Source organism: Xenorhabdus siamensis (assembly GCF_037996745.1).
GTDB lineage: Bacteria > Pseudomonadota > Gammaproteobacteria > Enterobacterales > Enterobacteriaceae > Xenorhabdus > Xenorhabdus indica.
This window is the reverse complement of the sequence record NZ_JBBMXE010000004.1, coordinates 111,485-133,307: the sequence shown is the minus strand read 5'-3', so window position 1 is coordinate 133,307 and position 21,823 is coordinate 111,485. Positions and strand designations below refer to the sequence as shown.

The window sequence follows — 21,823 nt, the reverse complement described above, 5'->3', positions numbered from 1 at the left end:
TTTAAGTTCTAGCAGCTTTAAGTTCTATGCAGCCCCAAGCTGTGACCAGTCGTGCCATATCGGTACAACATCACCGGGTAACCACAAATTACGACCGAGTTCTATCCATGAACAAGGTTGGTGAAAATCCGATCCTAATGATACTTTCAGTCCATATTCTCTCGCCAGTTGACCAAGTTGTTGTCTTTCATTAGGTGCTTGCTGACATTGTGCAACTTCCATTGCATCACCGCCATGTTGTTGAAACCAGGCTATTAAGCGTTTTAACCATTTCATTGACAAACCATATCTGCCGGGATGAGCAATGACAGCCTGTCCTCCTGCCTGGTGAATAATTTCAATAGCCCGCTCGATTGAATGCCATTGAGGCGGAACATAACCGATTTTTCCCTTTGCCAGATATTTTTTGAAAACTCTTTGGATCGTCGGTTCAACTCCTGCCTCAATCAGATAACGGGCAAAATGCCCGCGAGTGACCTGCCCGCCATTGGCTAATCGGGATGCGCCATTCCAGGCATCGGGAATACCCGCTTTAGCTAACCGACGCCCGATTTCAATACCACGCTGTTTCCTTAAACCAACCTGATTAACCAGAAATTTTCTTAAGGAAACAGAGTTGATATCAATGCCTAAACCAACAATATGAATTTCCAGATTTTGCCATAACGTCGAAATTTCAACGCCGGATATTAACATCAATGACAAATTATTTTGCTGGATGTAGTTTAAGGCAGGTGAAATACCTTCCGTCGTATCATGATCAGTGATTGCCAATACATCAATACCCATGGAAATCGCTCTGTCCACGAGCTGTTCAGGTGATAAAACGCCATCTGAAGCAGTCGTATGGCTATGCAGATCATAGCGTTTTGTCATTTCACTGGCGGCTTCAGCCATTGTTTTTTTACCTGTTTTGTTGGGTGGGAAACAAGAGCACCATCTATCTAATGATTCCTACCAAGTGATATCAAGTACGAAGCGGGGATAATAACACAGAGGGTGGGATTAAGGAGGTGAATTTGCTGATTAAACTTGATTTTACCTATCCCTGTATGGAAGTAAAAAGTATCCCCCGGCATAGCCGTAATACCGCTCGATTTGCTTAAGCGAGCGGTATTACGCCTAGCTGGGGGTTTTCTATATACAAAAAATCGGGATGTCGTCTCATCCCGATTTAAATACATTAAACATCCTACCAAAATCTTCCTATCCAATTTTTCTCTTATTACCCTGCTTATTGTCTTCTCTTTTTCATATTATTTACTATCAGTGAAGATGAAAACGACATTGTTGCGGAAATAACAGCCCAATAAAAATAGTACAGTAATAAGTTTACTTCCCCTGCCTGTTTATCAGGCAGGGGATTAGCGCCTTTACCTCTTAAAAGATATATCTCTCATAAGCTATGACGCTGAATAATTTTCCAATATTCCAGCAATAGGCTCAGCCAGCCATTTACCACGCCAGCCCCTAATTAATTCAGGTTGCTGCTCCGTTGATTTCAATTTCCAGTGCCAACAGAGCAGTTGATTAATTTGCCGACGAGAAGCTAACAATTCAGCATTAAAAGAATGAGATTCACTCACCTGAGCAATCAATGACTTAATTTCTTTAAACGCTTTGCGATAACCCGGATAATCTACCAAATTCATCATTTGAGCCGGACATTTTTCTTCTGGAAGATCTCTGCTTTCTGCGACCATAGCCAGTAACCGACGCCCATGACAACGGATTTCTTGCCCGCTTAAACCTAAGGCATCCAGCTCTCCTAGTGAAGTCGGCATATAACGGGCGACCTGCCATAAATTTTCTTCACGAATAACAAAATTTACAGCCAAATCCCGTTCACGAGCCTGATTCAAACGCCATGCAGCCAATTTTTTTAAGCAAGCCAACTGTCTTGGACGCAATTGCCATGCGTTACTGATATCTTTGTAAGCATATTCTGGCATTAATACTTCTTTACGACGTTGGGCAATCAGAGCACTTTCATCTTTTGCCGCCCCCAAATATCCTAGCTGTTCTGTTTTCGCCATCAAAATATCAGCCAGCGGTAATAAGTAGTAAACATCTGCTGCCGCATATTCACACTGTTTTTTACTCAACGGACGAGCCAACCAATCAGTACGGGATTCACTTTTATCCAATTCCACATTCAGATATTCTGCAACCAGTGTTGCAAACCCACACGATAATGGATGACCAATAAACGCTGCCAATACCTGAGTATCAATAATAGGTGCAGGCATACATTGGAAACTATTCCAGAAAGCCTCTAAGTCTTCACTGCCAGCATGAATAAATTTTAATACATCCGGATCAGTCAATAATTCTCGCAAAGGTTGCCATTGAGAAATACCAAGGGGATCAATCAGAGAAAGTTGTTCACCATCAAACAGTTGTATTAAACCTAAGTGGGGATAATACGTCCTTGTGCGTACAAATTCTGTGTCCAGTGCAATTCTTGCATGTTGTTTTGCCCGATTACAGATGGACTGCAACTGAGCATCGGAGGTAATCAACTGATAATTCAAAACATCATTCTCTTAGCCATTCATAGTATATGCACAACAACGCCGGCAAGAACCGGCGTTGTTGATGTGACAGGCAATTTAAAATATTTACCTTTTAAAAATCACTCTTCAAGCTATTCACTTTGCGTTGCTTGCTTTTCTTAATTCTTCGTCGCGCAATTCTTTACGAAGGATCTTACCAACATTCGACTTCGGCAACTCATCGCGGAATTCGACAATTTTTGGTACTTTATATCCGGTCAGATAACGACGGCAATATGTCTTAAGTTCATCCTCAGTCAAACTGGGATCCTTACGCACTACGAATACCTTGACAGATTCACCTGAGTTTTCACTTGGAACACCTATTGCTGCCGACTCTAACACTTTAGGATGGGAAGAAACAATATCTTCCACTTCATTCGGATAGACATTAAAACCTGAAACCAGGATCATATCTTTTTTCCGATCAACAATATGTAAAAAACCTTTTTCATCAATATTGGCAATATCCCCTGTTGCCAGCCAGCCGTCTTTTAACACCTCATCTGTTGCATCAAGACGATTCCAGTAACCTTTCATCACCTGTGGCCCACGCACCCACATCTCCCCCGACTCTCCCTGAAAGACTTCATTCCCTTCATCATCCACCAGCTTAATTTCCGTCGAAGGAATAGGGAAACCAATACTGCCACTATAGTGAATCAAATTATAAGGATTACTTGCAACCACAGGTGCACATTCAGTCAGGCCATAACCTTCAAGCAGATGGCAACCTGTCAGCTTTTCCCATTTATCAGCGACGGCACTCTGCACAGCCATACCACCACCCACAGCCATACGTAATGCAGAAAAGTCTATTTTTTGGAATTCAGGATTATTGAGCCATGCATTAAATAGCGTGTTAACACCAGATAATGCTGTAAATTTATAGCGTGATAACTCTTTGATCGTTCCATTCACATCTCGTGGATTGGTAATCAGCAAGTTTTGTCCGCCTAGCTCAATAAATAACAGACAATTTATCGTAAGTGCAAAGATATGGTACAGCGGTAATGCCGTAACGACTAACTCCTGTCTGGGGCGTAATAAAGGGGCAAAATTCGCTTTTATCTGTTCAAGGTTCGCCAGCATATTGCGGTGGGTCAACATGGCACCTTTTGCCACGCCTGTTGTACCACCAGTATATTGCAGAAATGCCAAATCTTCGTTGGTTAAATCCGGCTTAACATACTGCATGCGATAACCCTTGTGGATGACGCTGCGAAATGAAATGGCATCCGGTAAATGATACTTCGGAACCAGCCGCTTAATATATTTTACGACGAAATCTACAAGAGTCCCTTTTGGACGAGATAATTGGTCTCCCATGCGTGTCAAAATGACATGCTTAACCGGAGTATTGAAAACTATCTTTTCTAAGGTATGTGCAAAATTAGAGACAAGAACTATAGCGGATGTACCACTATCAGTGAGCTGATGTTCCAATTCACGCGGGGTATATAGAGGGTTAACATTAACAACCACCATTCCGGCACGTAAGACACCAAAAAGAGCGATGGGATATTGAAGCAAGTTTGGCATCATTAAGGCCACACGATCCCCTTTTTTCAATCCCAATCCATTCTGCAAGTAAGCAGCAAACGCGCGGCTACGTTCTTCCAGTTTACGAAAAGTGACTACTTCGCCCATATTAATAAATGCGACCTGATCGGCATAGCGTGCCACGGCATTTTCAAACATTTCAACCAATGATGAATAACGATCGGGATCGATTTCTGCCGGAACATCTGCCGGATAATGTTTTAGCCAGACTTTTTCCAAGTTGAATACTCCTGAAATCTAATTGCTGTGCAACCATTGACCATGAAACAAAAACCAGACTTGTATATTTAACAAATTATTAACTCAGCTTACCAGTTTGAAAAGGAACATTGTTCAGGTTGGCGATGCACATCACTAATTTAATACTTCTTTGTCGCTGCTAAAAAATAAGGCAGCCCATGCCGCCATATATTTTTATTATTTATCAATGAGTTACTAATAAAATTAATATTTAGATGTCTAACCCTTTAATTATACACTGATTTAGCCATTTTTGACTAAAACTCATTTCATTATTCCAAATAGTTATAATAAAAATAATCCAATGAATGATAACTATTAAGGGGTATTTACATACTACGAAGAATATTTGCACAATACGACAAATTGATATCATGTTTTCATGATCAAAAATGATTACACCGAGTTACAAAGAAGAGCATTATCTAATCAATTAAAATATGACAACTTTTATTACAAGAGACAGGTGTTATGAGCCATGTAACTTAATTCAATTGGTGAATTATATTAATTATTGGTAAATTATATTAATTTGGAGATTATTCAATACGCAAAAATCACACCAGATTTTATTTCAAATTATCGACTATTTTCATTAAACTTGCTTTATTAAAAATTTATTCAGTTTTATTTACCTTACATTGATAAGTTTCTGGTTATACTAGAAAAAATTATGATGTTCTTTGATTTATTTCATATTACATCATTCCTTCAGCTAATTGATATTTTCATGATTTTTACCATATTATTATTTACAATATATCTTTCCTTAGTATTCGCTCTCCAGCGAGAATAAGTTACTCTTTAAGTATATTACAAAAATGGTCTCATGCCACTTTCAGGCACGAGACCATTTTTTCTTCAATGACTCAATTTAAGATATTATTCAGTCAAAATCTTTCATATGAGATGGCAAAATTGGAGTATTTCCACCCCAACCCATAAAATAGGGGTTACCATAATAACCCCAGATATTACCTGTGGAGGGAGCCAAAGAAATACGCTGAACCTCATTCCAAAGTTTAAACCCATTAACATTCATCAAAACATAGTCATACGGGCTATCCCCGACTTTTCCTTTTTCCAGCCCCGTAATCAATCCCACAACTGTAACATAATGATCCTGAAAATCACTCGGTTCTAAAAAAGAATTCACGTAAGCATAAAGCCGCCCAAGAGAAGGGTTATCAATACGTGGAGATGCATCACTTGCCAATGGCAGTGTAGAGATTTCCAATCGTGTGCGTCCCTTCTCATTTAAGACGCTCAATACTTTCCCACCAAATCGTCCTTCATGCCCTATGTATGAATCCGGCATTTTTTTGACATCAAGTAAGTTTTCTACAGGATTTTTAGTCGTTCCTTTTATTGAGTCAGGAACTGATACACAACCTGTAAGAATCACTGCTCCTATAAATGCAATTAATCGCAGTATTAATCGGTAGTGTGTTCCATTGAGCATAAACCCCTCCAATACAGACAATCAGCCTGTTTTATATCTTCATCTTATGGACATCAATATTTCATGGACATCATTTTTTACCACAAGTTGCATTAACTTTTGTAACTTTCACAATATCGTCTTTCTCAAATTACTTAAAAATGTATTATTTGAAAAAGTTAACGACCTGGTAATTTTTTCCACGTTACCTCATTACGCAAATAAACAGGTTCTGCCAACTCAACGGCTATCGTTTCCTCCGCCTCCCACATCTGAACCGCCAACGGCAGCATATCTTCTGCATGAGGTAAGGTTATGCCACTTGATACCAGGGTTAAGTGACTATCCAATAATTGTGGATGAGCCTCCCAGCCCGTTCCTGCTATTGCCCACTCTCCTGTTAAAGAGTTCATAATGAACTGCACCTGCTCAGGCTTCAAAATTGCCTCTGTTTCATTCCCCAACCATTCGCCTTGTTCATTACGGGTATATTGTGCCCAGTAAACTTCTCCCATACGAGCGTCAATAGCAACCAAAACATTTGTTGCATTTTTCAGACGAAATGCCCCCTGAGCCATCGTTTTCAGAGAAGAAATACCGATCATTGGTAAGTCAGCTCCTAATGCCAGGCCCTGAGCAATCCCGACACCAATGCGTACACCAGTAAAACTCCCCGGCCCCTGACCAAATGCCAGAGCATCCAGTTGTTGTAATTTTATATCGTTCTTGGACAATATTGCCTCTACCATAGGCAGAATACGTTGAGTGTGTTCCCGTGGAGAAATTTCAAACTGTGCCTCAATGCGGCCATCATTCCAAAGTGCAACAGAACAAGCTTCAGTTGCTGTATCAATAGCTAAAATCCGTATGGACATGCCTTAACTCCGGCAAGAATAGAATTCGAGATAAGGGGTTATACTATCACACCCCCAAAGATTTTACTCTGACTCTGATTGGCGGGACTTAAGAAATGCCACGGCTTTCGACAAATCTCGTGTACGGGGAGATAAAGGCAGACTGTTGAGAAAAACTTCACCATACGGGCGCATTACCAATCGGTTATCGCAAATGATCACCACACCATAATCATCAATATCACGGATCAAACGACCAACACCCTGCTTCAGGCTGAGTACTGCATCAGGGATCTGAATTTCATTAAAAGCATCACCGCCCTTAAGTTGACAATCTTCAATCCGCGCTTTAAGGAGTGGATCATCCGGTGCTGTAAAGGGTAATTTATCGATAATGACACAAGATAAAGCATCACCCCGCACATCTACCCCCTCCCAGAAACTGCCGGTTGCCACGAGCAAAGCATTACCCGCAGCAAGAAACTGAGATAATAATTGCCCCTTACTGGTTTCACCTTGTACTAATACTGGTAAGGTCATGTTTGCCCGAAATTCTTCTGCCAGGCAACGCATCATTTGGTGGGAAGTGCACAGGAAAAAACAACGTCCTTTATTGCTTTCGATTAACGGCTTTAACATACGAGCCAACAATTTTGCTCCGCCATGCTGATTAGGTGGTGGCAAATAGCGAGGAACGCATAATAACATTTGGCGTTGATAATCAAACGGACTGGGCAGGAGTAATGTCTGAGCCTGTTCTAGTCCCAAACGTGAGATAAAGTGTTCAAGCTGCTCATTAACTGATAACGTTGCCGATGTGAAAACCCAACAACCAGATTGTTCACGGATCATTTCATTGAATTTGTCGGATACAGACAAAGGCGTTAATGCTAATAAAAAATGCCGGCCATAGCTTTCAAACCAATAACTATAATTGGGTTCATCAACATTAACCAGCCTTTTGAAACGATTACGGTAGATTGTTGCCCGTTCAAAGGCGGCATCCAGCATCGTTGAACGTCCCAAAGAGAGTTTCATTACGTCATAACAGAGCTCCAGTGCATCATCCAATCGCACCAATGCACGCTTTATATTCTGTTGTTGCAACGCTTCACGGAAATTACCCCGATAACTATTTTCTCCAAGTGATAAACGAAAATCCTGCGTACTTTGACTTAGGCGATCCGCACTTTTTTGTAATTGGGCCTGATCCCTGACTTCAGTACGGTAAGCTATAATGATATCCCGTGATAAGTCCAGCAATTGGCGACTACTCAGTTGCTGACCAAAGTATTGACTGGCAATATCAGGGACTTGATGAGCTTCATCAAAAATCATCACTTCTGCCCGTGGAATTAACTCACCAAACCCGGTATCTTTGACGACCACATCCGCCATAAACAGATGGTGGTTGACGATAACAATATCTGCCTCCATCGCTCTGCGGCGGGCTTTCAGAACGAAACACGCCTGATAACTCGGACAATCCCGGCCAAGACAATTGTCGTTAGTACTTGTTACCAACGCCCAGACAGCGCTGTCTTCGGCAATCTGATGACAACTGCTGGTATCTCCATCTTCAGTTTGAGATGACCAGCTTTTCAGCTTAATCACTTCTGATAGCATTTCAGGCTCAAGCTGAGATCCACCAATTGACTGTTGTTCAAGACGCTCAAGACATAAGTAATTCGAACGTCCTTTTAATAACGCCGAACGACCAGAAAATTTCAACGCATCAACGATAGTGGGTAAATCACGATTATAGAGCTGATCCTGTAATGCCTTGGAGCCTGTGGAAATAATCACTTTCTTGCCCGAACGCAATGCAGGCACCAGATAAGCAAAAGTTTTTCCCGTTCCAGTACCCGCTTCTACCACTAATTGCTGTTGCTTTTGAATTGCTGCTGTAATGGCAGAAGACATTTTCCGCTGGGCATCACGGGGTTTGAAGCCTTGTATGGCTTTAGCAAGTACGCCATTTTTCGCAAAATCGTCTGACACAAATCGTCTCTTTCAATAAAATAAGGCAGAATTATGCCAAGACTGAATAGCAATAACCAGCCAATTCAGCATTAAAACTGTATAAATTAACAGGAGATTTAATGACTATCGAACGCATAGATCCGGATACCCGCTGGTCAGAAGCTGTTATCCACAATGACACCATTTATTATACCAGTGTGCCAGAAAATCTGGATGGAGATATTATTGAGCAAACTGCCGACACACTCGCTGCAATTGATATGATGTTGCAGCGGCTGGGTTCTGATAAGAGTAAAATCATTGATGCGACGATTTTTCTGGCAGATAAAGCCGATTTTAATGGCATGAATGCAGCCTGGGATGCCTGGGTTGTTGCAGGAAGTGCCCCTGTACGCTGTACTGTTCAGGCTGAACTAATGAATCCAAAATACAAAGTGGAAATCAAAATCATCGCAGCCCTTTAAGCCGCCATATTTGATTCATGGCATTGAAAAAGATCTGCTTATTCAATGCCATTTTGTAGATTTGATGGATTGAATTTATGCCATTTTGATCATAATCATACCGATCAACAGTAATACAATTCCTCCCCAACCTTTAAAATTCAGACGTTGATTAAACATGATCCAGCCTGCTGCAACTGTGGCAATAATTCCGAATGCTCCCCAAAGTGCATACGCGATGGAAAGTTCAATACCTTTTACTGCTTGTGCCAATGCACTAAATGCGCCTAAAACTGCCACCAGCGATAAAACCCCAATCCAGAAGCGTTGAAAGCCATTGGAAAGTTTCAATAAAATATTTGCCACAATTTCCAGAAAAACAGCCAAGATTAAGAAAGCAGCATGCCACCATTCAAAATGTGCCGACATATTATGCCTCCTTTTCTTTCATTTGTGGTTTTGGTGCCTTTTTAGCCCCGGCTTTAATCAGTGCTATTCCGACTATCAATAGCGATAATCCTCCCACTTTCATGGGGGAGAGTGATTCGTCGAACCACATTACACTAAAGGCCGTAATGAAAAGAATACCGATCCCTTCCCATAAGGCATAAGCCACACCTAAAGCGACCTTTTTAACCGCAATTGCCAATAGAATATAAGACGTTGTGATCATGGTGTACATCACGATCATACCGGTAAAACCACCCGAAACACTGGCTTGCTTCATGGACAACGTACCAATGACTTCTGTCACAATCGCCAATGCAAGAAATATCCAATAAATCATTTTTTCTCCTGAACATACCTTATATAAGTATGCCAAGACATCAAACCATTAATGCCAATAAAATCATCTAAGAACGCGATATCAAACAGCGCTTGATAGTTTGATGTCTTGGCAAGAAATTAATTGACTAATAGTTAACTGATATATAGTCAGAAATTAGAATTTTCCGGAGGAAACCGGATAGCAGGAGAAACACCCTAAAGTGCGCCGCACCAATAGTGTTCACTGGATAAGATTGCAGAGAGAAATAAGACGTGAGTATTACTTTGGATTTTAGTGCTACGTTGAATTTTGACGCTTTTGGCGTTATTCATGATATTTTATTCTTTCATCACACGATAATCACTGTGTGATATACTACGAACCCTCATAATGTTGGTGTAATTAGTTGTCCTATATATCTAACATATTCAAACAATAAACGCAATTGGCAGGCAAGTTTTTTTAAGCTAACAGCTAACCCGTTTCAGTTGGCTGAAACAGTTTGCGAGGCAAGATATGATCTATAGCACAAAACTCTAATACAGGAGACTTTCTTGGACGATAATGCCCACTCCGATTATTCCACTTGGTTAATACACCCTCAGTGAAAAAAATCTCTTCAGCTAATAATCAAGCAATTAATAACATTATATTATTATTTTAAAATAATTAGTTTCGAGAGATTGAAGAAGAGTAGACCAAGATAGGATCTGACCGTGAATACGGTCAGATAATATAGATAGTAAAAACACAATGTATTATTCAAATTCGTTCCATGAACGCCCATCGCGCGTGATCATGGCAATTGAAGCAACTGGTCCCCAGGTTCCTGCTTGATAAGGTTTTGGTGGTTCATTATCCGCTGCCCAAGCATCCATGATGGAATCAACCCATTTCCAGGCTTCTTCCACTTCATCCCTACGGACGAATAGCGCCTGAATACCGCGCATTGCTTCCAATAGCAAGCGTTCATAAGCATCGGCAAGATGGGTTTGATTGAATGTTTCAGAGAAACTCAAATCAAGTTTTGTTGTCTGCAAACGATGTTTGTGCTCCAGCCCAGGCGCTTTATTCAGTACTTCAATATCAATACCTTCATCTGGCTGCAAACGGATCGTTAGTTTATTCTGCGGTAATTGTTGGTAGGATTCAGCAAACAGATTCAATGGCGGCTCTTTGAAATAAACCACAACTTCAGAGCATTTTGCCGGTAAACGCTTACCTGTTCTCAGATAGAAAGGAACCCCTGACCAACGCCAGTCATCAATATCAACACGAACTGAGACAAATGTTTCTGTTTTACTGGCCTTATTGGCGCCCTCTTCTTCCAAATAACCCGGCACTTTCTTGCCATGCACGAAACCAGCGGTATATTGCCCGCGAACGGTTTTTTCCCGCACGTTGGTTTGATCAATCCGGCGTAATGAACGCAGTACCTTAACTTTTTCATCACGAATACGATCTGCGGACAAATCAGACGGAGGTGACATAGCAATCATAGTTAAGATTTGCAGCAAATGATTCTGGATCATGTCGCGCATCTGACCGGCCTGATCAAAATAACCCCAGCGTCCTTCGATACCTACCTCTTCGGCAACGGTGATTTGCACATGGTCTATCGTGCGATGATCCCAATTATTAACAAACAGAGAATTGGCAAAACGTAACGCCAGCAAGTTCAATACCGTTTCTTTACCCAAGTAGTGGTCAATCCGGTAGATCTGATTTTCATTAAAATACTTTGCTACTTCATCATTAATGGCACAGGAAGAGGCGAGATCTGTACCCAGTGGTTTTTCCATCACAACACGATTGGGTTCTTGATTCAATCCCGCAACCCCCAATCCATGACATACTGCACCAAATGTACTGGGCGGCATAGCAAAGTAATGAATAGCTGGCAATTTATCCTGATTGAGAATTTTCGCCAGCCGGGTGAAATGTTCTGTTTCATTAACATCCAAATTGCAAAATTCCAGACGTGAACTGAGTTTCTTCCACAATTCCGCATCCATTTTTTCAGACATAAATGTTGTTAATGCTTCCTCAACTACCTTTATATAAGCTTTTTTATCCCAGTCAGCGCGACCGACCCCGATAATTCGGGTATCCGGATGGATATAACCCGCTTTTTCCAACTGGTAAAGGGAAGGCATCAATTTCCGGCGTGCTAAGTCTCCTTTCGCCCCAAAAATCACCAAATCACAAGCCTGAGCTGTAGACGTCACCGCCATGTTGCATCTCCTCAATTACGGGATATTGTAATTTTTTTACAAAACTCGCAGGTAATGTACTCTTTTGATTATATGCAGTAAACACCTCATTCTTCGATTATGCTGGCTTGCATAGATCTCATTTCCCTACTTTCTGTGCAAAAATTTTTATATTTCATATTGTATTATGAATGATATTTGTATCGGAAAGCGGCAATTAATTGAAAATTTACAACGCATAAGAAGTAATCTTACCAAGTTGAAAGTTAGATGTTTGTCATATTTTCATGAAAAATATCAAGTTATTCATTTTTCCCTCTGCCAGCTTTCAGTAACAAGTAGTATATTTTCACGAAAATTACATAGATTTCTCCTGTTAATGAAATCGTTAAAACCGAGGTTGAACTGCGTCTTATGAATACACTAGAACAGCTCCAAAATAGTCTTGATATTTTGAGTAAGTCTGAAAAAAAGGTTGCGCAGGTCATTCTTGATTCACCACATACTGCCATCCACTCAAGCATTGCCACTCTGGCAAAAATAGCGAATGTCAGTGAACCTACAGTTAATCGCTTTTGTCATCGCCTGAATACCAAAGGCTTTCCTGATTTCAAATTACATCTGGCACAAAGTCTGGCGAATGGCACGCCTTATGTAAATCGCAATGTAGAAGAAAGTGACAGCGTCACATCTTATACCAATAAAATTTTTGAATCGGTAATGGCTAATCTGGAAACAGTTAAAAGTAATCTAGATATCACAACCATTAACCGAGCCGTTGATTTACTGACACAGGCAAGGAAACTCTCTTTTTTTGGTTTAGGGGCATCTGCTGCCGTAGCACATGACGCCATGAACAAATTTTTTCGCTTTAACATCCCCGTCAGCTATTTTGATGATATCGTTATGCAGCGGATGAGCTGTATCAACAGTACTGAAGGTGACGTTGTTGTACTGATTTCCCATACAGGCCGTACTAAAAATTTGGTAGACCTTGCCAGACTGGCTCGTAATAATGACGCAACTGTCATCGCCATCACTTCAACAGGCTCACTGCTGGCACAAGAAGCCAGCCTCTCTATTCTGTTAGATGTTCCCGAAGATACTGATATTTATATGCCCATGGTTTCCCGAATTGCTCAACTTACCATCATTGATGTGCTGGCAACGGGTTTTACATTACGCCGGGGCTCAAAATTCCGAGATAATTTGAAGAAAGTCAAAGAAGCATTACGAGATTCGCGATTTGATAAGCATGACTAAGGCAGAAAAATAGACTGTGTTTTTGTTCACTATTTATCAACTCTCCAGCCTGATAGCATAATGGAAAGTTTATCCCCGTCAGTATCATTTATATTGTGGGGTTGATGATCAAAAAAGTTGCATGGTTATCTTACGGTAACCAAAAATCCATACTTCACAGGTCAACGGAGTTAATACATGTCCAGACGGCTCAGAAGAACTAAAATCGTTACTACACTTGGCCCTGCTACAGATCGTGACAACAACTTAGAGAAAGTGATCAATGCGGGAGCCAATGTTGTCCGCCTTAATTTTTCTCATGGCACAGCAGAAGATCATATCCAGCGCGCAAATAGAGTGCGGGAAATTGCAGCTCGTTTGGGTTGCCACGTAGCTATCCTTGGTGATCTCCAGGGTCCCAAAATACGTATTTCTACCTTTAAAGAAGGAAAAATATTTCTGAATGTCGGAGATAAGTTCCTGCTTGATGCTAATTTAAGCAAAGGCGAAGGCGATAAAGAAAAAGTCGGAATTGATTATAAAGGATTACCATCCGATGTGACGCCCGGTAATATCCTGTTACTGGATGATGGCCGGGTTCAGTTAAAAGTCCTGAATGTTCAGGGCATGAAAGTCTTTACAGAAGTTACTGTGGGTGGCCCTCTTTCCAATAACAAAGGCATCAATAAACAGGGTGGTGGTTTATCCGCCGAAGCACTGACAGAAAAAGACAAAGCAGATATCATCACTGCCGCGAAAATTGGGGTTGATTATCTTGCTGTTTCTTTCCCTCGTTCTGCTGAAGATCTGAATTATGCCCGACGTCTGGCACGTGATGCCGGTTGCGAAACACAAATTGTTGCCAAAGTTGAGCGCGCTGAAGCTGTCAGCAACGATGAAATTATTGACGAAATCATTCTGGCATCAGATGTTGTCATGGTAGCTCGTGGCGATTTAGGTGTTGAAATTGGTGATCCTGAATTGGTCGGTGTTCAGAAGAAGCTGATTCGTCGTGCCCGTCAACTGAATCGTGTCGTAATCACAGCGACCCAGATGATGGAATCTGATCACCAACCCGATGCCAACCCGCGCAGAAGTTATGGACGTCGCCAACGCTGTACTTGATGGTACTGATGCGGTGATGCTGTCTGCGGAAACTGCTTCAGGTCAATATCCGGCTGAGACTGTCGCAGCAATGGCTCAAGTCTGCCTGGGAGCAGAAAAAATGCCAGGTATCAATGTATCCAAACACCGTATAGATATCACATTCGACAGCATTGAAGAAGCTATTTCGATGTCTGCCATGTATGCAGCTAATCATCTAAAAGGCGTCAAAGCGATTATCGCCATGACCGAATCAGGCCGTACAGCACGCATGATGTCTCGTATCAGTTCCGGCTTACCTATTTTCTCCATGTCACGCCATGAATCCACCCTGAATCGCACTGCATTATACCGTGGTGTTACTCCGGTTTATTGTAGCGACCACATTGATGGTATCGCCGCAGCAAGTGAAGCTGTCAGCCGCCTGCGTGATAGAGGTTATTTAACTTCCGGAGATTTGGTGCTGGTTACTCAAGGGGATCAAATGGGTACTATTGGCAGTACCAATACCTGCCGGGTGCTTGAAGTAGAATAAAAAAGTGAATTAAATAGTTAAGAAAATTATTCTGCGCGCTTCTAAAAGTAGCGCGCAGAATGTATTAATTTTGTTCAGCTACCAGAATCGCCTGTGTATCTGGCTCCAACGCTTCGAACACATGTTCTTGATCTGCTGGATAGCAGATGTAATCACCTTCATTTAATTCTTCTGGTGCTGCTGTTGGCCCGACGAATGCCCGGCCTTTAGTAATGATAATATGCTCCACCGAACCCGGTGGATGTGGTTTAGAAATACGATCTGCTCCCGGTTGAGTCATCAACAGATAAATGTCACGACGTGCGCCCGGTGGACAAGTTGCCAGTAAAACTACCTGATAGTTTGCCTGCTCTGCTGTTATTTTAGTGCCCTCACCACGTCTAATCACCTGCGTTTTGTTACTTTGTGGCTCCAGCAAACGGGCAAAAGGAATATTCAACGCTACACACAATGCCCAGAGTGTTTCAAGACTGGGGTTCCCGTTACCCGCTTCCAATTGTGACAACGTAGATTTTGCAATATCTGCACGCCGGGCAACCTCTGCCAGAGAAAGGCCAATGCGTGCACGCTCTCGAGCTAAACTCTTCGCTATTATGCTGATTGGCTGTGTCATATTATGGCTCCAATGTTCATTAAAACGAACAAAATGTTCGTCTTGATTTGCATTTTCATTTTGTTCATTATAATGAAATTTAGTTCGATATGGGAAAAATAGATGTTTACTCACCATTTCTTCTCCTGTCTGAAAGGAGACATTAAAAAAGCGATATTTCTAGTTTGCTTGGCGGTAGGTGTGGTTGGTGTTTCTTACGGTTCACTGGCTACTGCTTATGGTTTTCCGTTATGGGTTCCTATTGCCTTATCTATATTAGTGTTGGCAGGAGCATCCGAATTTATGTTTATTGGTATTGTTGCCAGCGGTGGTAATCCACTCGCAGCGGCAGCAGCGGGTTTACTGGTGAATGCCCGCCATTTACCCTTTGGGGTGGCTGTGCGCGAATTAGTCGGAAATCGCATGGCAAAGTTCTTAGGCTGCCATATTATGAACGATGAAAGCGTGGTATTTGGAATGTCACAAGCAACTCCCGAACAACGTAAGGCCGCATATTGGCTATGTGGTATCGGTGTCGCCATATTCTGGCCACTCGGTACTCTAATTGGCAGTACGGTTGGCAAATTTATTCCTGCGCCAGAAACTATCGGCCTGGACGCTGTTTTTCCGACAATTTTGCTAGCAATGGTAATCCCTTCATTCAAAAATAAAACCTCGCTTATTCGCGCTTCTAGCGGCGCGGCAATTTCGCTCTCTGCCATACCTTTTGCACCAGTGGGCTTACCGATATTACTGTCACTACTGGGCTTACTGACGAGGAAAAAATAATGGCAAACTATACCCTGATTATTATTGGCATTGCGATTTTGTCGCTAGGCACTTATTTAATGCGCTTCGGTGGAGCAAAATTGGGGAACAGACTTGCATTATCTGAACGTTCTCAGGCCCTTCTTTCCGATGCTGCAACCACGTTGTTGTTCTCTGTAGCACTTGCTGCCACTTTCTACGAAGGTGAATATTTTGCTGGTATGGCACGCGTATTAGGTGTTGCTATTGCCGTATTTCTTGCCTGGAGAAAAGTACCACTGATTGTAGTGATTCTGGCAGCCGCGCTCATAACGGCACTACTACGCTATGCGGGAATAAACTAAAAAGTGCATGTACTTGAAGAAGATGTAAAAATTCAGGGGCAATATACTGCCCCTTTCAATGACCAGATCAGAGATCATTCCTTTTATAAGGCTCGATATCCCCTTCTTTCCGTGTCTTGAGTAGTTTCAATATCCAGGTATATTGTTCAGGGTTAGGCTTTACCAACTCTTCCAACTCCTGATTCATGCGACGGGCAATATAAGCATCATCCTGTTCTGCGATATCATCCATAGGTGGGCGAATATAAATATCCAACTGGTGAGTTTCACAATTATAAACCGGAAACAGAGGAACAATGGCAGCCTTACAAACTTTCATCAAACGACCGACAGCAGGCAACGTTGCTTTATAAGTCGCGAAAAAATCAACGAACTCACTGTGTTCTTCGCCATGATCTTGGTCAGGCAGATAATACCCCCAGAATCCTTGACGTACTGATGCAATAAAGGGCTTTATTCCCGCATCACGAGAATGAAGACGTCCTCCAAAATGGTAGCGAGCCTTGTTCCACAGATAATCTGCTACCGAATTGCTCTGATGATGAAACATTGCTGATACTGTCTGACCACGAGCGGCCAATAACATAGCAGGAATATCCACCGCCCAACCATGTGGAACCATAAAAATCACATTTTTACCCTGCTCTTTTAACGCGTGAATGATCTCCTCACCATGCCACTGAGTTCGCTTAAGCGTAGGCACTGCACCTCTCAAATAAAGTTCTGCCAGCATGACAAAAGATTGTGGTGCGGTAGCAAACATCTTATCGATTAATATTTCTCGCTGCCGTTCCGACAGTTCAGGAAAACAATACAGGAGATTAATTTTCGCTCTTCGCCGGGCATTTCTTGCCTTTCTTCCTGCCCAGATACCCATTCTGGCCAGAAAGGGATCACGCCATTTAACCGGGATATAAGCCAACCCCGCTAATATCCCTACACCAGCCCAAAGCCCCCAATAACGAGGATGCAAATAAGATAAATGAAACGTTGGGATGTAACCCAATTTACTATCTGTATCTTTCTCTTTATTCATGAGCTAACTCTGATGGTTCCAACATAGACTTCCAATACCCGCTTTCAATGTATTTTTTCCTAATATATTCGTTCTCAAGTATGTTCTTTTTCAGCAAAAATAACATAAAGCGGATGATACCAATCATCCGCTTTATGTGTTAGTAACCTGAACTTTTCAATTCAACGACAGTTTCGGTTTAACCTCTTTAACCATCGCAATATATTCCGCACGTTCTTTACCACTTAATCCGCCCGAACGAGGCAGTTTTGCAGTAAGTGGATTAACGGGTTGCTGATTATCCCAAAACTCAAAGTGTAAGTGAGGGCCTGTTGAACGACCCGTATTACCTGATAAACCGATACGTTCCCCACGCTTCACTTTCTGACCAGGTCTCACCAGCAGTTTTCTCATATGCATATATCGGGTTGTATATTGACGACCATGTCTAATAGCAACGAAATTACCTGCGGCACCATCAAACTTGGCAACGATAACTTCTCCGTCACCAACAGCCAGAACAGGCGTCCCTACAGGCATAGCAAAATCAACCCCTTTATGGGCTGTAACCCGTCCTGTAACAGGATTTAAGCGACGAGGATTAAAAGGAGAAGATACCCTGAATTGTTTTGTTGTTGGAAAACGTAAGAACCCCCGTTCCAAACCTGATGCGTTACTATCGTAAAAACGACCATCTTCTGCACGGAACGCGTAATAATCATTACCGCCACTTTGCAAACGAACACCCAATAATTGGCTCTGTTCACTTTTCCCATCAAGCATTTCACGGGACATCAATACAGAAAACCGATCACCTTTACGTAATCGGCGGAAATCTATCTGCCATTGTAATGCTTTGGTCACTTCTCTTACTTCACTACTGGTTAAACCCGCCGACAAAGCACTTCCCGTGAAACTGCCATCCACAGCACTGGTAATGACACTATTTATCCATTCTCCCTTCTGATATTCCTTTGTCTCTTTGAAAACATCACCCTCACGGGTATAAATACGCGTTTCACGACGCGATACTCCCCAGGTTAACGTTTTCAGACTGCCATTATCGTCAATAGTCCATGATAATGACTGACCAATATTTAAATCACGCAGCGCCTTATTTTGATTTGCTAACAAAGCAACATCAGACGAATCTATACCAAACTGGTTTAAAATAGAACTTAGAGTATCACCACTGGAAACAACATACTGGTGGGGAATATTTGCCGTTGTATCAGTGCCACTCTCCTCATCCCTAATTCCCTCATCCGAGAATTGTTCATTACCATCACCTATCGTGTCATCTGTCGCATCAGGGATACTATCATTAGGGATACTATCGGGAGTTGTGAGGATAATGTGCCCCGTTCTTTCCATTCTTTCTTCTTGTTCGTGATAAACAACCGGCCGCCACACAGCTACAGCCAAAGTAACCAAAGTCAAAGAACCAAGCATGATCTTGTGTGGCTTAGGCAGGTTGTTATATACCAGAACGATAGTTTTAACTATCTGCTGCACTAATAAAATTCCTTATTATACTAATTCAGGCAGCCAAGGTATTGCTCCGACAGTTGAGTTATAAATTTCATGTAACTGTCTTTATTCAATACGATGTCACTTCCCAATGGGTCAAGTGTTCCAATACGCACATTAGTACCTTTTGCTACGGCATGAATGACGGCTGGCCTGAATTGAGGTTCAGCAAAAATACACTTTGCTTTTTGCTCAACCAATTGTGTTCGTATGTAATGTAGTCTTTGCGCACCAGGTTGTATTTCAGGGTTCACAGTAAAAACACCCAATGGTGACAACTGATAGTGTGTTTCAAAGTAACCATAAGCGTCATGAAAAACGAAATATCCCTGTCCTAGCACGGGTTTCAGAATATGGGTAATATTCTTGTTAGTTTGTACAAGCTGTCCATTGAATTTACGTAGGTTTACTTCTAATTGTTGTTTCTGTTGAGGGTATAGCTCAACAAGCCGGGAATATATCGCCTGAGCGGCTTTCTGCGCAATTTCTGGTGATAGCCAAATATGCATATTATATTGGCCGTGGTGGTGATGTTCGTGATCGGTTTCATGTTCATGCTGATTCGATTCATTTGAATCATGTTCACCTTCGCTATTTTTCAGTAATAGAGGTTTGATAGTAGGTAAATTCGCCAATTCCAATTGTTTATTCTGTGCAATTTTTTCTATTGGCTTTGCTAAAAATGTCTCCATATCCGGGCCAATCCAGACAACCAAATCTGCCTGATTAAGTTTACGGATATCTGAAGGTCTTAAAGCGTAATCATGTGGAGAAGCGCCATCAGGTAAAAGCACCTGAGTATCTGTTACACCGTCCGCAATCGCGGCAGCAATAAAACCTAATGGTCGCATAGATGTGACGACATCTGCCTGAACAGAGTAATTAATACCCATTGTTAATACAGTAACCAATGCTACCTGACGAAAAAATGTATGCGCGTATTTTTGTGGTTTGTGTAACATAATATGAATATTCCATGCATTGAATCTAAAAATGTTATATTATAACATTCCAATGATTCTGCAAGACACTTTTAACATGTCTGTTATGTAACATGTCAACTATGATCACCCTAAAAAACATTACGGTTAAATTTGGTAGCCGCAAGGTATTAAACAATATCTCTTTCAACCTTACACAAGGTAAGATCCTAACGTTAATCGGCCCCAATGGAGCAGGTAAATCAACGTTAGTACGCATCGTTCTGGGTTTAATTCACCCAACTTCCGGCACTATTGAACACAACCATACGCTAAAGATAGGATATGTCCCACAAAAACTTAATCTTGATCCCACCTTACCTTTGACCGTTAAACGTTTCATTATGCTAAAACCGGGTGTTAAATCAGCAGATATCATCCCTGTTTTGCAACGAGTTAAAGCTACACATTTATTGCAATACCCCATGCAGAAGCTATCAGGTGGAGAAACCCAACGGGTTTTACTTGCCAGAGCATTACTCAATCATCCTCAACTTCTGGTTCTTGACGAACCGACACAAGGTGTGGATGTGAATGGTCAGCTAGCACTTTATGATTTAATCAATCAAATCAGAACAGAACTTAATTGCGCCGTCCTTATGGTATCTCATGACCTGCACTTAGTGATGGCGAAAACAGACGAGGTTTTATGCCTTAATCAACACATTTGCTGTTCAGGTACTCCTGAAGTGGTATCCATGCATCCAGAATTTATTGCGATGTTTGGTCGTCATGGTGCAGAACAACTGGCAGTTTATCGCCATCATCATAATCATCATCATGATCTAAGAGGAAAAATTATTTTGAAAAAGGGTGGAGAGCCACGTTAATGATTGAACTACTATTTCCGGGTTGGCTGGCCGGAATTTTATTGGCAGTTGCCGCAGGGCCTCTTGGATCTTTTGTCGTTTGGCGCAGAATGTCCTATTTTGGCGATACACTGGCACATGCATCATTGCTCGGTGTAGCATTCGGATTTTTATTAAGTATTAATCCATTTTATGCTGTTATTGCTGTTACGCTGATATTGGCCGTTATTTTAGTCTGGCTGGAAAAACGCCCACAACTCGCTGTTGATACCTTACTGGGGATTATGGCCCATAGCGCCTTGTCATTAGGCCTAGTCGTTGTCAGCTTTATGACCAGCATCCGGGTTGATCTGATGGCCTATTTATTCGGTGATTTACTCTCTGTGACTTATGAAGATCTCTGGATGATTTCAGCAGGTGTTGCAACTGTTGCAGGATTATTAGTATGGCAATGGCGTGCTTTACTGTCGATGACGGTCAGTCAGGATCTGGCTTTCGTGGATGGCATTAAAATTCAACGGCTGCGAGTACTGTTGATGTTGGTAACAGCTCTGACTATTGGGCTGGCAATGAAATTTGTCGGTGCACTGATTATCACCTCTCTGTTAATTATTCCCGCCGCTACCGCCCGCCGCTTCGCTCGTACACCTGAACAGATGGCAATTTTCGCCATTGGTATAGGAATGCTCTCTGTTACTGGCGGGCTAGCTTTATCTGCATTTTATAACACACCAGCAGGGCCTTCTGTTGTCCTTTGTGCTGCCGTGTTATTTGCATTGAGTTTAACGTGTAAAGCAAGAAGTTAATCATTCAAGTTAATAGAAAAATCTCGATTCTCTGATT

At 41.8% G+C, this 21,823-nt stretch carries 19 protein-coding genes and 1 pseudogene; 7 read left to right on the top strand and 13 right to left on the bottom strand.

All coding sequences use genetic code 11. The features are described 5' to 3' along the window. Positions 1–24: 24 nt before the first annotated feature. The 6 genes from rnm to AAC852_RS03755 form a co-directional block, all read right to left on the bottom strand. Positions 25–897 carry an RNase RNM gene (rnm, locus tag AAC852_RS03780; protein WP_340619882.1) on the bottom strand — a complete coding sequence of 291 codons (873 nt, stop codon included), beginning with the start codon at positions 895–897 and terminating at the stop codon, positions 25–27. Positions 898–1,403: 506 nt separating this feature from the next. Further along, a complete protein-coding gene (rnd, locus tag AAC852_RS03775; RefSeq protein WP_340619881.1) occupies positions 1,404–2,534 on the bottom strand; it encodes a ribonuclease D in 1,131 nt (376 codons plus the stop codon). Between the two features lie 117 nt (positions 2,535–2,651). After that, positions 2,652–4,337: a long-chain-fatty-acid--CoA ligase FadD gene (fadD, locus tag AAC852_RS03770; protein ID WP_340619880.1), complete on the bottom strand. Its 1,686-nt coding sequence runs from the start codon at positions 4,335–4,337 to the stop codon at positions 2,652–2,654. A 907-nt stretch (positions 4,338–5,244) separates the two neighbouring features. Beyond that, positions 5,245–5,820 (bottom strand): Slp family lipoprotein, encoded by a 576-nt coding sequence (locus tag AAC852_RS03765; RefSeq protein WP_340619879.1) that lies wholly within the window; start codon positions 5,818–5,820, stop codon positions 5,245–5,247. 158 nt (positions 5,821–5,978) lie between these two features. Continuing rightward, on the bottom strand, positions 5,979–6,674 hold the full coding sequence (gene tsaB, locus AAC852_RS03760; protein ID WP_340619878.1) for a tRNA (adenosine(37)-N6)-threonylcarbamoyltransferase complex dimerization subunit type 1 TsaB: 696 nt from the start codon (positions 6,672–6,674) through the stop codon (positions 5,979–5,981). A gap of 63 nt (positions 6,675–6,737) precedes the next feature. After that, positions 6,738–8,654: a DNA repair helicase YoaA gene (locus AAC852_RS03755; protein ID WP_340619876.1), complete on the bottom strand. Its 1,917-nt coding sequence runs from the start codon at positions 8,652–8,654 to the stop codon at positions 6,738–6,740. Between the two features lie 101 nt (positions 8,655–8,755). Between AAC852_RS03755 and AAC852_RS03750 the strand changes: the two genes are divergently transcribed. Then, positions 8,756–9,100, top strand: coding sequence for a RidA family protein (locus AAC852_RS03750; RefSeq protein ID WP_340619875.1), 345 nt, complete (start codon positions 8,756–8,758; stop codon positions 9,098–9,100). Between the two features lie 75 nt (positions 9,101–9,175). Here the strand turns inward: AAC852_RS03750 and mdtI are convergent, their stop codons facing one another. The 3 genes from mdtI to zwf form a co-directional block, all read right to left on the bottom strand. Continuing rightward, positions 9,176–9,508 carry a multidrug/spermidine efflux SMR transporter subunit MdtI gene (gene mdtI / locus AAC852_RS03745; RefSeq protein WP_047682140.1) on the bottom strand — a complete coding sequence of 111 codons (333 nt, stop codon included), beginning with the start codon at positions 9,506–9,508 and terminating at the stop codon, positions 9,176–9,178. A 1-nt stretch (position 9,509) separates the two neighbouring features. Beyond that, positions 9,510–9,866 (bottom strand): multidrug/spermidine efflux SMR transporter subunit MdtJ, encoded by a 357-nt coding sequence (mdtJ, locus tag AAC852_RS03740; protein WP_340619874.1) that lies wholly within the window; start codon positions 9,864–9,866, stop codon positions 9,510–9,512. A gap of 740 nt (positions 9,867–10,606) precedes the next feature. Next, positions 10,607–12,082 (bottom strand): glucose-6-phosphate dehydrogenase, encoded by a 1,476-nt coding sequence (gene zwf / locus AAC852_RS03735; protein WP_340619873.1) that lies wholly within the window; start codon positions 12,080–12,082, stop codon positions 10,607–10,609. Between the two features lie 393 nt (positions 12,083–12,475). Here zwf and AAC852_RS03730 point away from each other — a divergent pair, with 393 nt between their 5' ends. Both AAC852_RS03730 and pyk read left to right on the top strand, forming a co-directional pair. Next, complete coding sequence (locus AAC852_RS03730) at positions 12,476–13,324, top strand: MurR/RpiR family transcriptional regulator (RefSeq protein ID WP_340619872.1); 849 nt, start codon at positions 12,476–12,478, stop codon at positions 13,322–13,324. Positions 13,325–13,501: 177 nt separating this feature from the next. Continuing rightward, a pseudogene (gene pyk / locus AAC852_RS03725) lies at positions 13,502–14,942 on the top strand (pyruvate kinase). A 64-nt stretch (positions 14,943–15,006) separates the two neighbouring features. Here the strand turns inward: pyk and AAC852_RS03720 are convergent. Continuing rightward, entirely contained in the window at positions 15,007–15,555 is a 549-nt protein-coding gene (locus tag AAC852_RS03720) for a helix-turn-helix domain-containing protein (protein ID WP_340619909.1), read from the bottom strand. 102 nt (positions 15,556–15,657) lie between these two features. Here AAC852_RS03720 and AAC852_RS03715 point away from each other — a divergent pair, with 102 nt between their 5' ends. Then, positions 15,658–16,323, top strand: coding sequence for an AzlC family ABC transporter permease (locus AAC852_RS03715; protein ID WP_340619871.1), 666 nt, complete (start codon positions 15,658–15,660; stop codon positions 16,321–16,323). Beyond that, positions 16,323–16,646: an AzlD domain-containing protein gene (locus tag AAC852_RS03710; protein ID WP_340619870.1), complete on the top strand. Its 324-nt coding sequence runs from the start codon at positions 16,323–16,325 to the stop codon at positions 16,644–16,646. The genes AAC852_RS03715 and AAC852_RS03710 overlap by 1 nt, the downstream gene beginning before the upstream one ends. Positions 16,647–16,713: 67 nt before the next feature. On the opposite strand, the gene lpxM is transcribed toward AAC852_RS03710, so the two are convergent. From lpxM to znuA, 3 genes are all read right to left on the bottom strand, one after another. Then, positions 16,714–17,682, bottom strand: a complete 969-nt coding sequence (gene lpxM, locus AAC852_RS03705) for a lauroyl-Kdo(2)-lipid IV(A) myristoyltransferase (RefSeq protein WP_340619869.1) — start codon at positions 17,680–17,682, stop codon at positions 16,714–16,716. 156 nt (positions 17,683–17,838) lie between these two features. Continuing rightward, positions 17,839–19,176, bottom strand: coding sequence for a murein DD-endopeptidase MepM (mepM, locus tag AAC852_RS03700; RefSeq protein ID WP_340619868.1), 1,338 nt, complete (start codon positions 19,174–19,176; stop codon positions 17,839–17,841). Between the two features lie 20 nt (positions 19,177–19,196). Beyond that, a complete protein-coding gene (znuA, locus tag AAC852_RS03695) occupies positions 19,197–20,153 on the bottom strand; it encodes a zinc ABC transporter substrate-binding protein ZnuA (protein ID WP_340619867.1) in 957 nt (318 codons plus the stop codon). 92 nt (positions 20,154–20,245) lie between these two features. Between znuA and znuC the strand changes: the two genes are divergently transcribed. Together znuC and znuB are read left to right on the top strand one after the other, a co-directional pair. After that, complete coding sequence (gene znuC, locus AAC852_RS03690) at positions 20,246–21,001, top strand: zinc ABC transporter ATP-binding protein ZnuC (RefSeq protein ID WP_340619866.1); 756 nt, start codon at positions 20,246–20,248, stop codon at positions 20,999–21,001. After that, positions 21,001–21,786: a zinc ABC transporter permease subunit ZnuB gene (znuB, locus tag AAC852_RS03685; protein ID WP_340619865.1), complete on the top strand. Its 786-nt coding sequence runs from the start codon at positions 21,001–21,003 to the stop codon at positions 21,784–21,786. Before znuC ends, znuB begins: the two co-directional genes overlap by 1 nt. Positions 21,787–21,823 lie beyond the last annotated feature (37 nt).

Excerpts from the sequence above, each read along its gene's own strand:
- rnm (WP_340619882.1), bottom strand. The coding sequence starts at position 897 with ATGGCTGAAGCCGCCAGTGAAATGACAAAACGCTATGATCTGCATAGC.
- AAC852_RS03765 (WP_340619879.1), bottom strand. The coding sequence starts at position 5,820 with ATGCTCAATGGAACACACTACCGATTAATACTGCGATTAATTGCATTT.
- tsaB (WP_340619878.1), bottom strand. The coding sequence starts at position 6,674 with ATGTCCATACGGATTTTAGCTATTGATACAGCAACTGAAGCTTGTTCT.
- AAC852_RS03750 (WP_340619875.1), top strand. The coding sequence starts at position 8,756 with ATGACTATCGAACGCATAGATCCGGATACCCGCTGGTCAGAAGCTGTT.
- mdtI (WP_047682140.1), bottom strand. The coding sequence starts at position 9,508 with ATGTCGGCACATTTTGAATGGTGGCATGCTGCTTTCTTAATCTTGGCT.
- mdtJ (WP_340619874.1), bottom strand. The coding sequence starts at position 9,866 with ATGATTTATTGGATATTTCTTGCATTGGCGATTGTGACAGAAGTCATT.
- zwf (WP_340619873.1), bottom strand. The coding sequence starts at position 12,082 with ATGGCGGTGACGTCTACAGCTCAGGCTTGTGATTTGGTGATTTTTGGG.
- AAC852_RS03730 (WP_340619872.1), top strand. The coding sequence starts at position 12,476 with ATGAATACACTAGAACAGCTCCAAAATAGTCTTGATATTTTGAGTAAG.
- AAC852_RS03720 (WP_340619909.1), bottom strand. The coding sequence starts at position 15,555 with ATGACACAGCCAATCAGCATAATAGCGAAGAGTTTAGCTCGAGAGCGT.
- AAC852_RS03715 (WP_340619871.1), top strand. The coding sequence starts at position 15,658 with ATGTTTACTCACCATTTCTTCTCCTGTCTGAAAGGAGACATTAAAAAA.
- AAC852_RS03710 (WP_340619870.1), top strand. The coding sequence starts at position 16,323 with ATGGCAAACTATACCCTGATTATTATTGGCATTGCGATTTTGTCGCTA.
- lpxM (WP_340619869.1), bottom strand. The coding sequence starts at position 17,682 with ATGAATAAAGAGAAAGATACAGATAGTAAATTGGGTTACATCCCAACG.
- znuA (WP_340619867.1), bottom strand. The coding sequence starts at position 20,153 with ATGTTACACAAACCACAAAAATACGCGCATACATTTTTTCGTCAGGTA.
- znuC (WP_340619866.1), top strand. The coding sequence starts at position 20,246 with ATGTCAACTATGATCACCCTAAAAAACATTACGGTTAAATTTGGTAGC.
- znuB (WP_340619865.1), top strand. The coding sequence starts at position 21,001 with ATGATTGAACTACTATTTCCGGGTTGGCTGGCCGGAATTTTATTGGCA.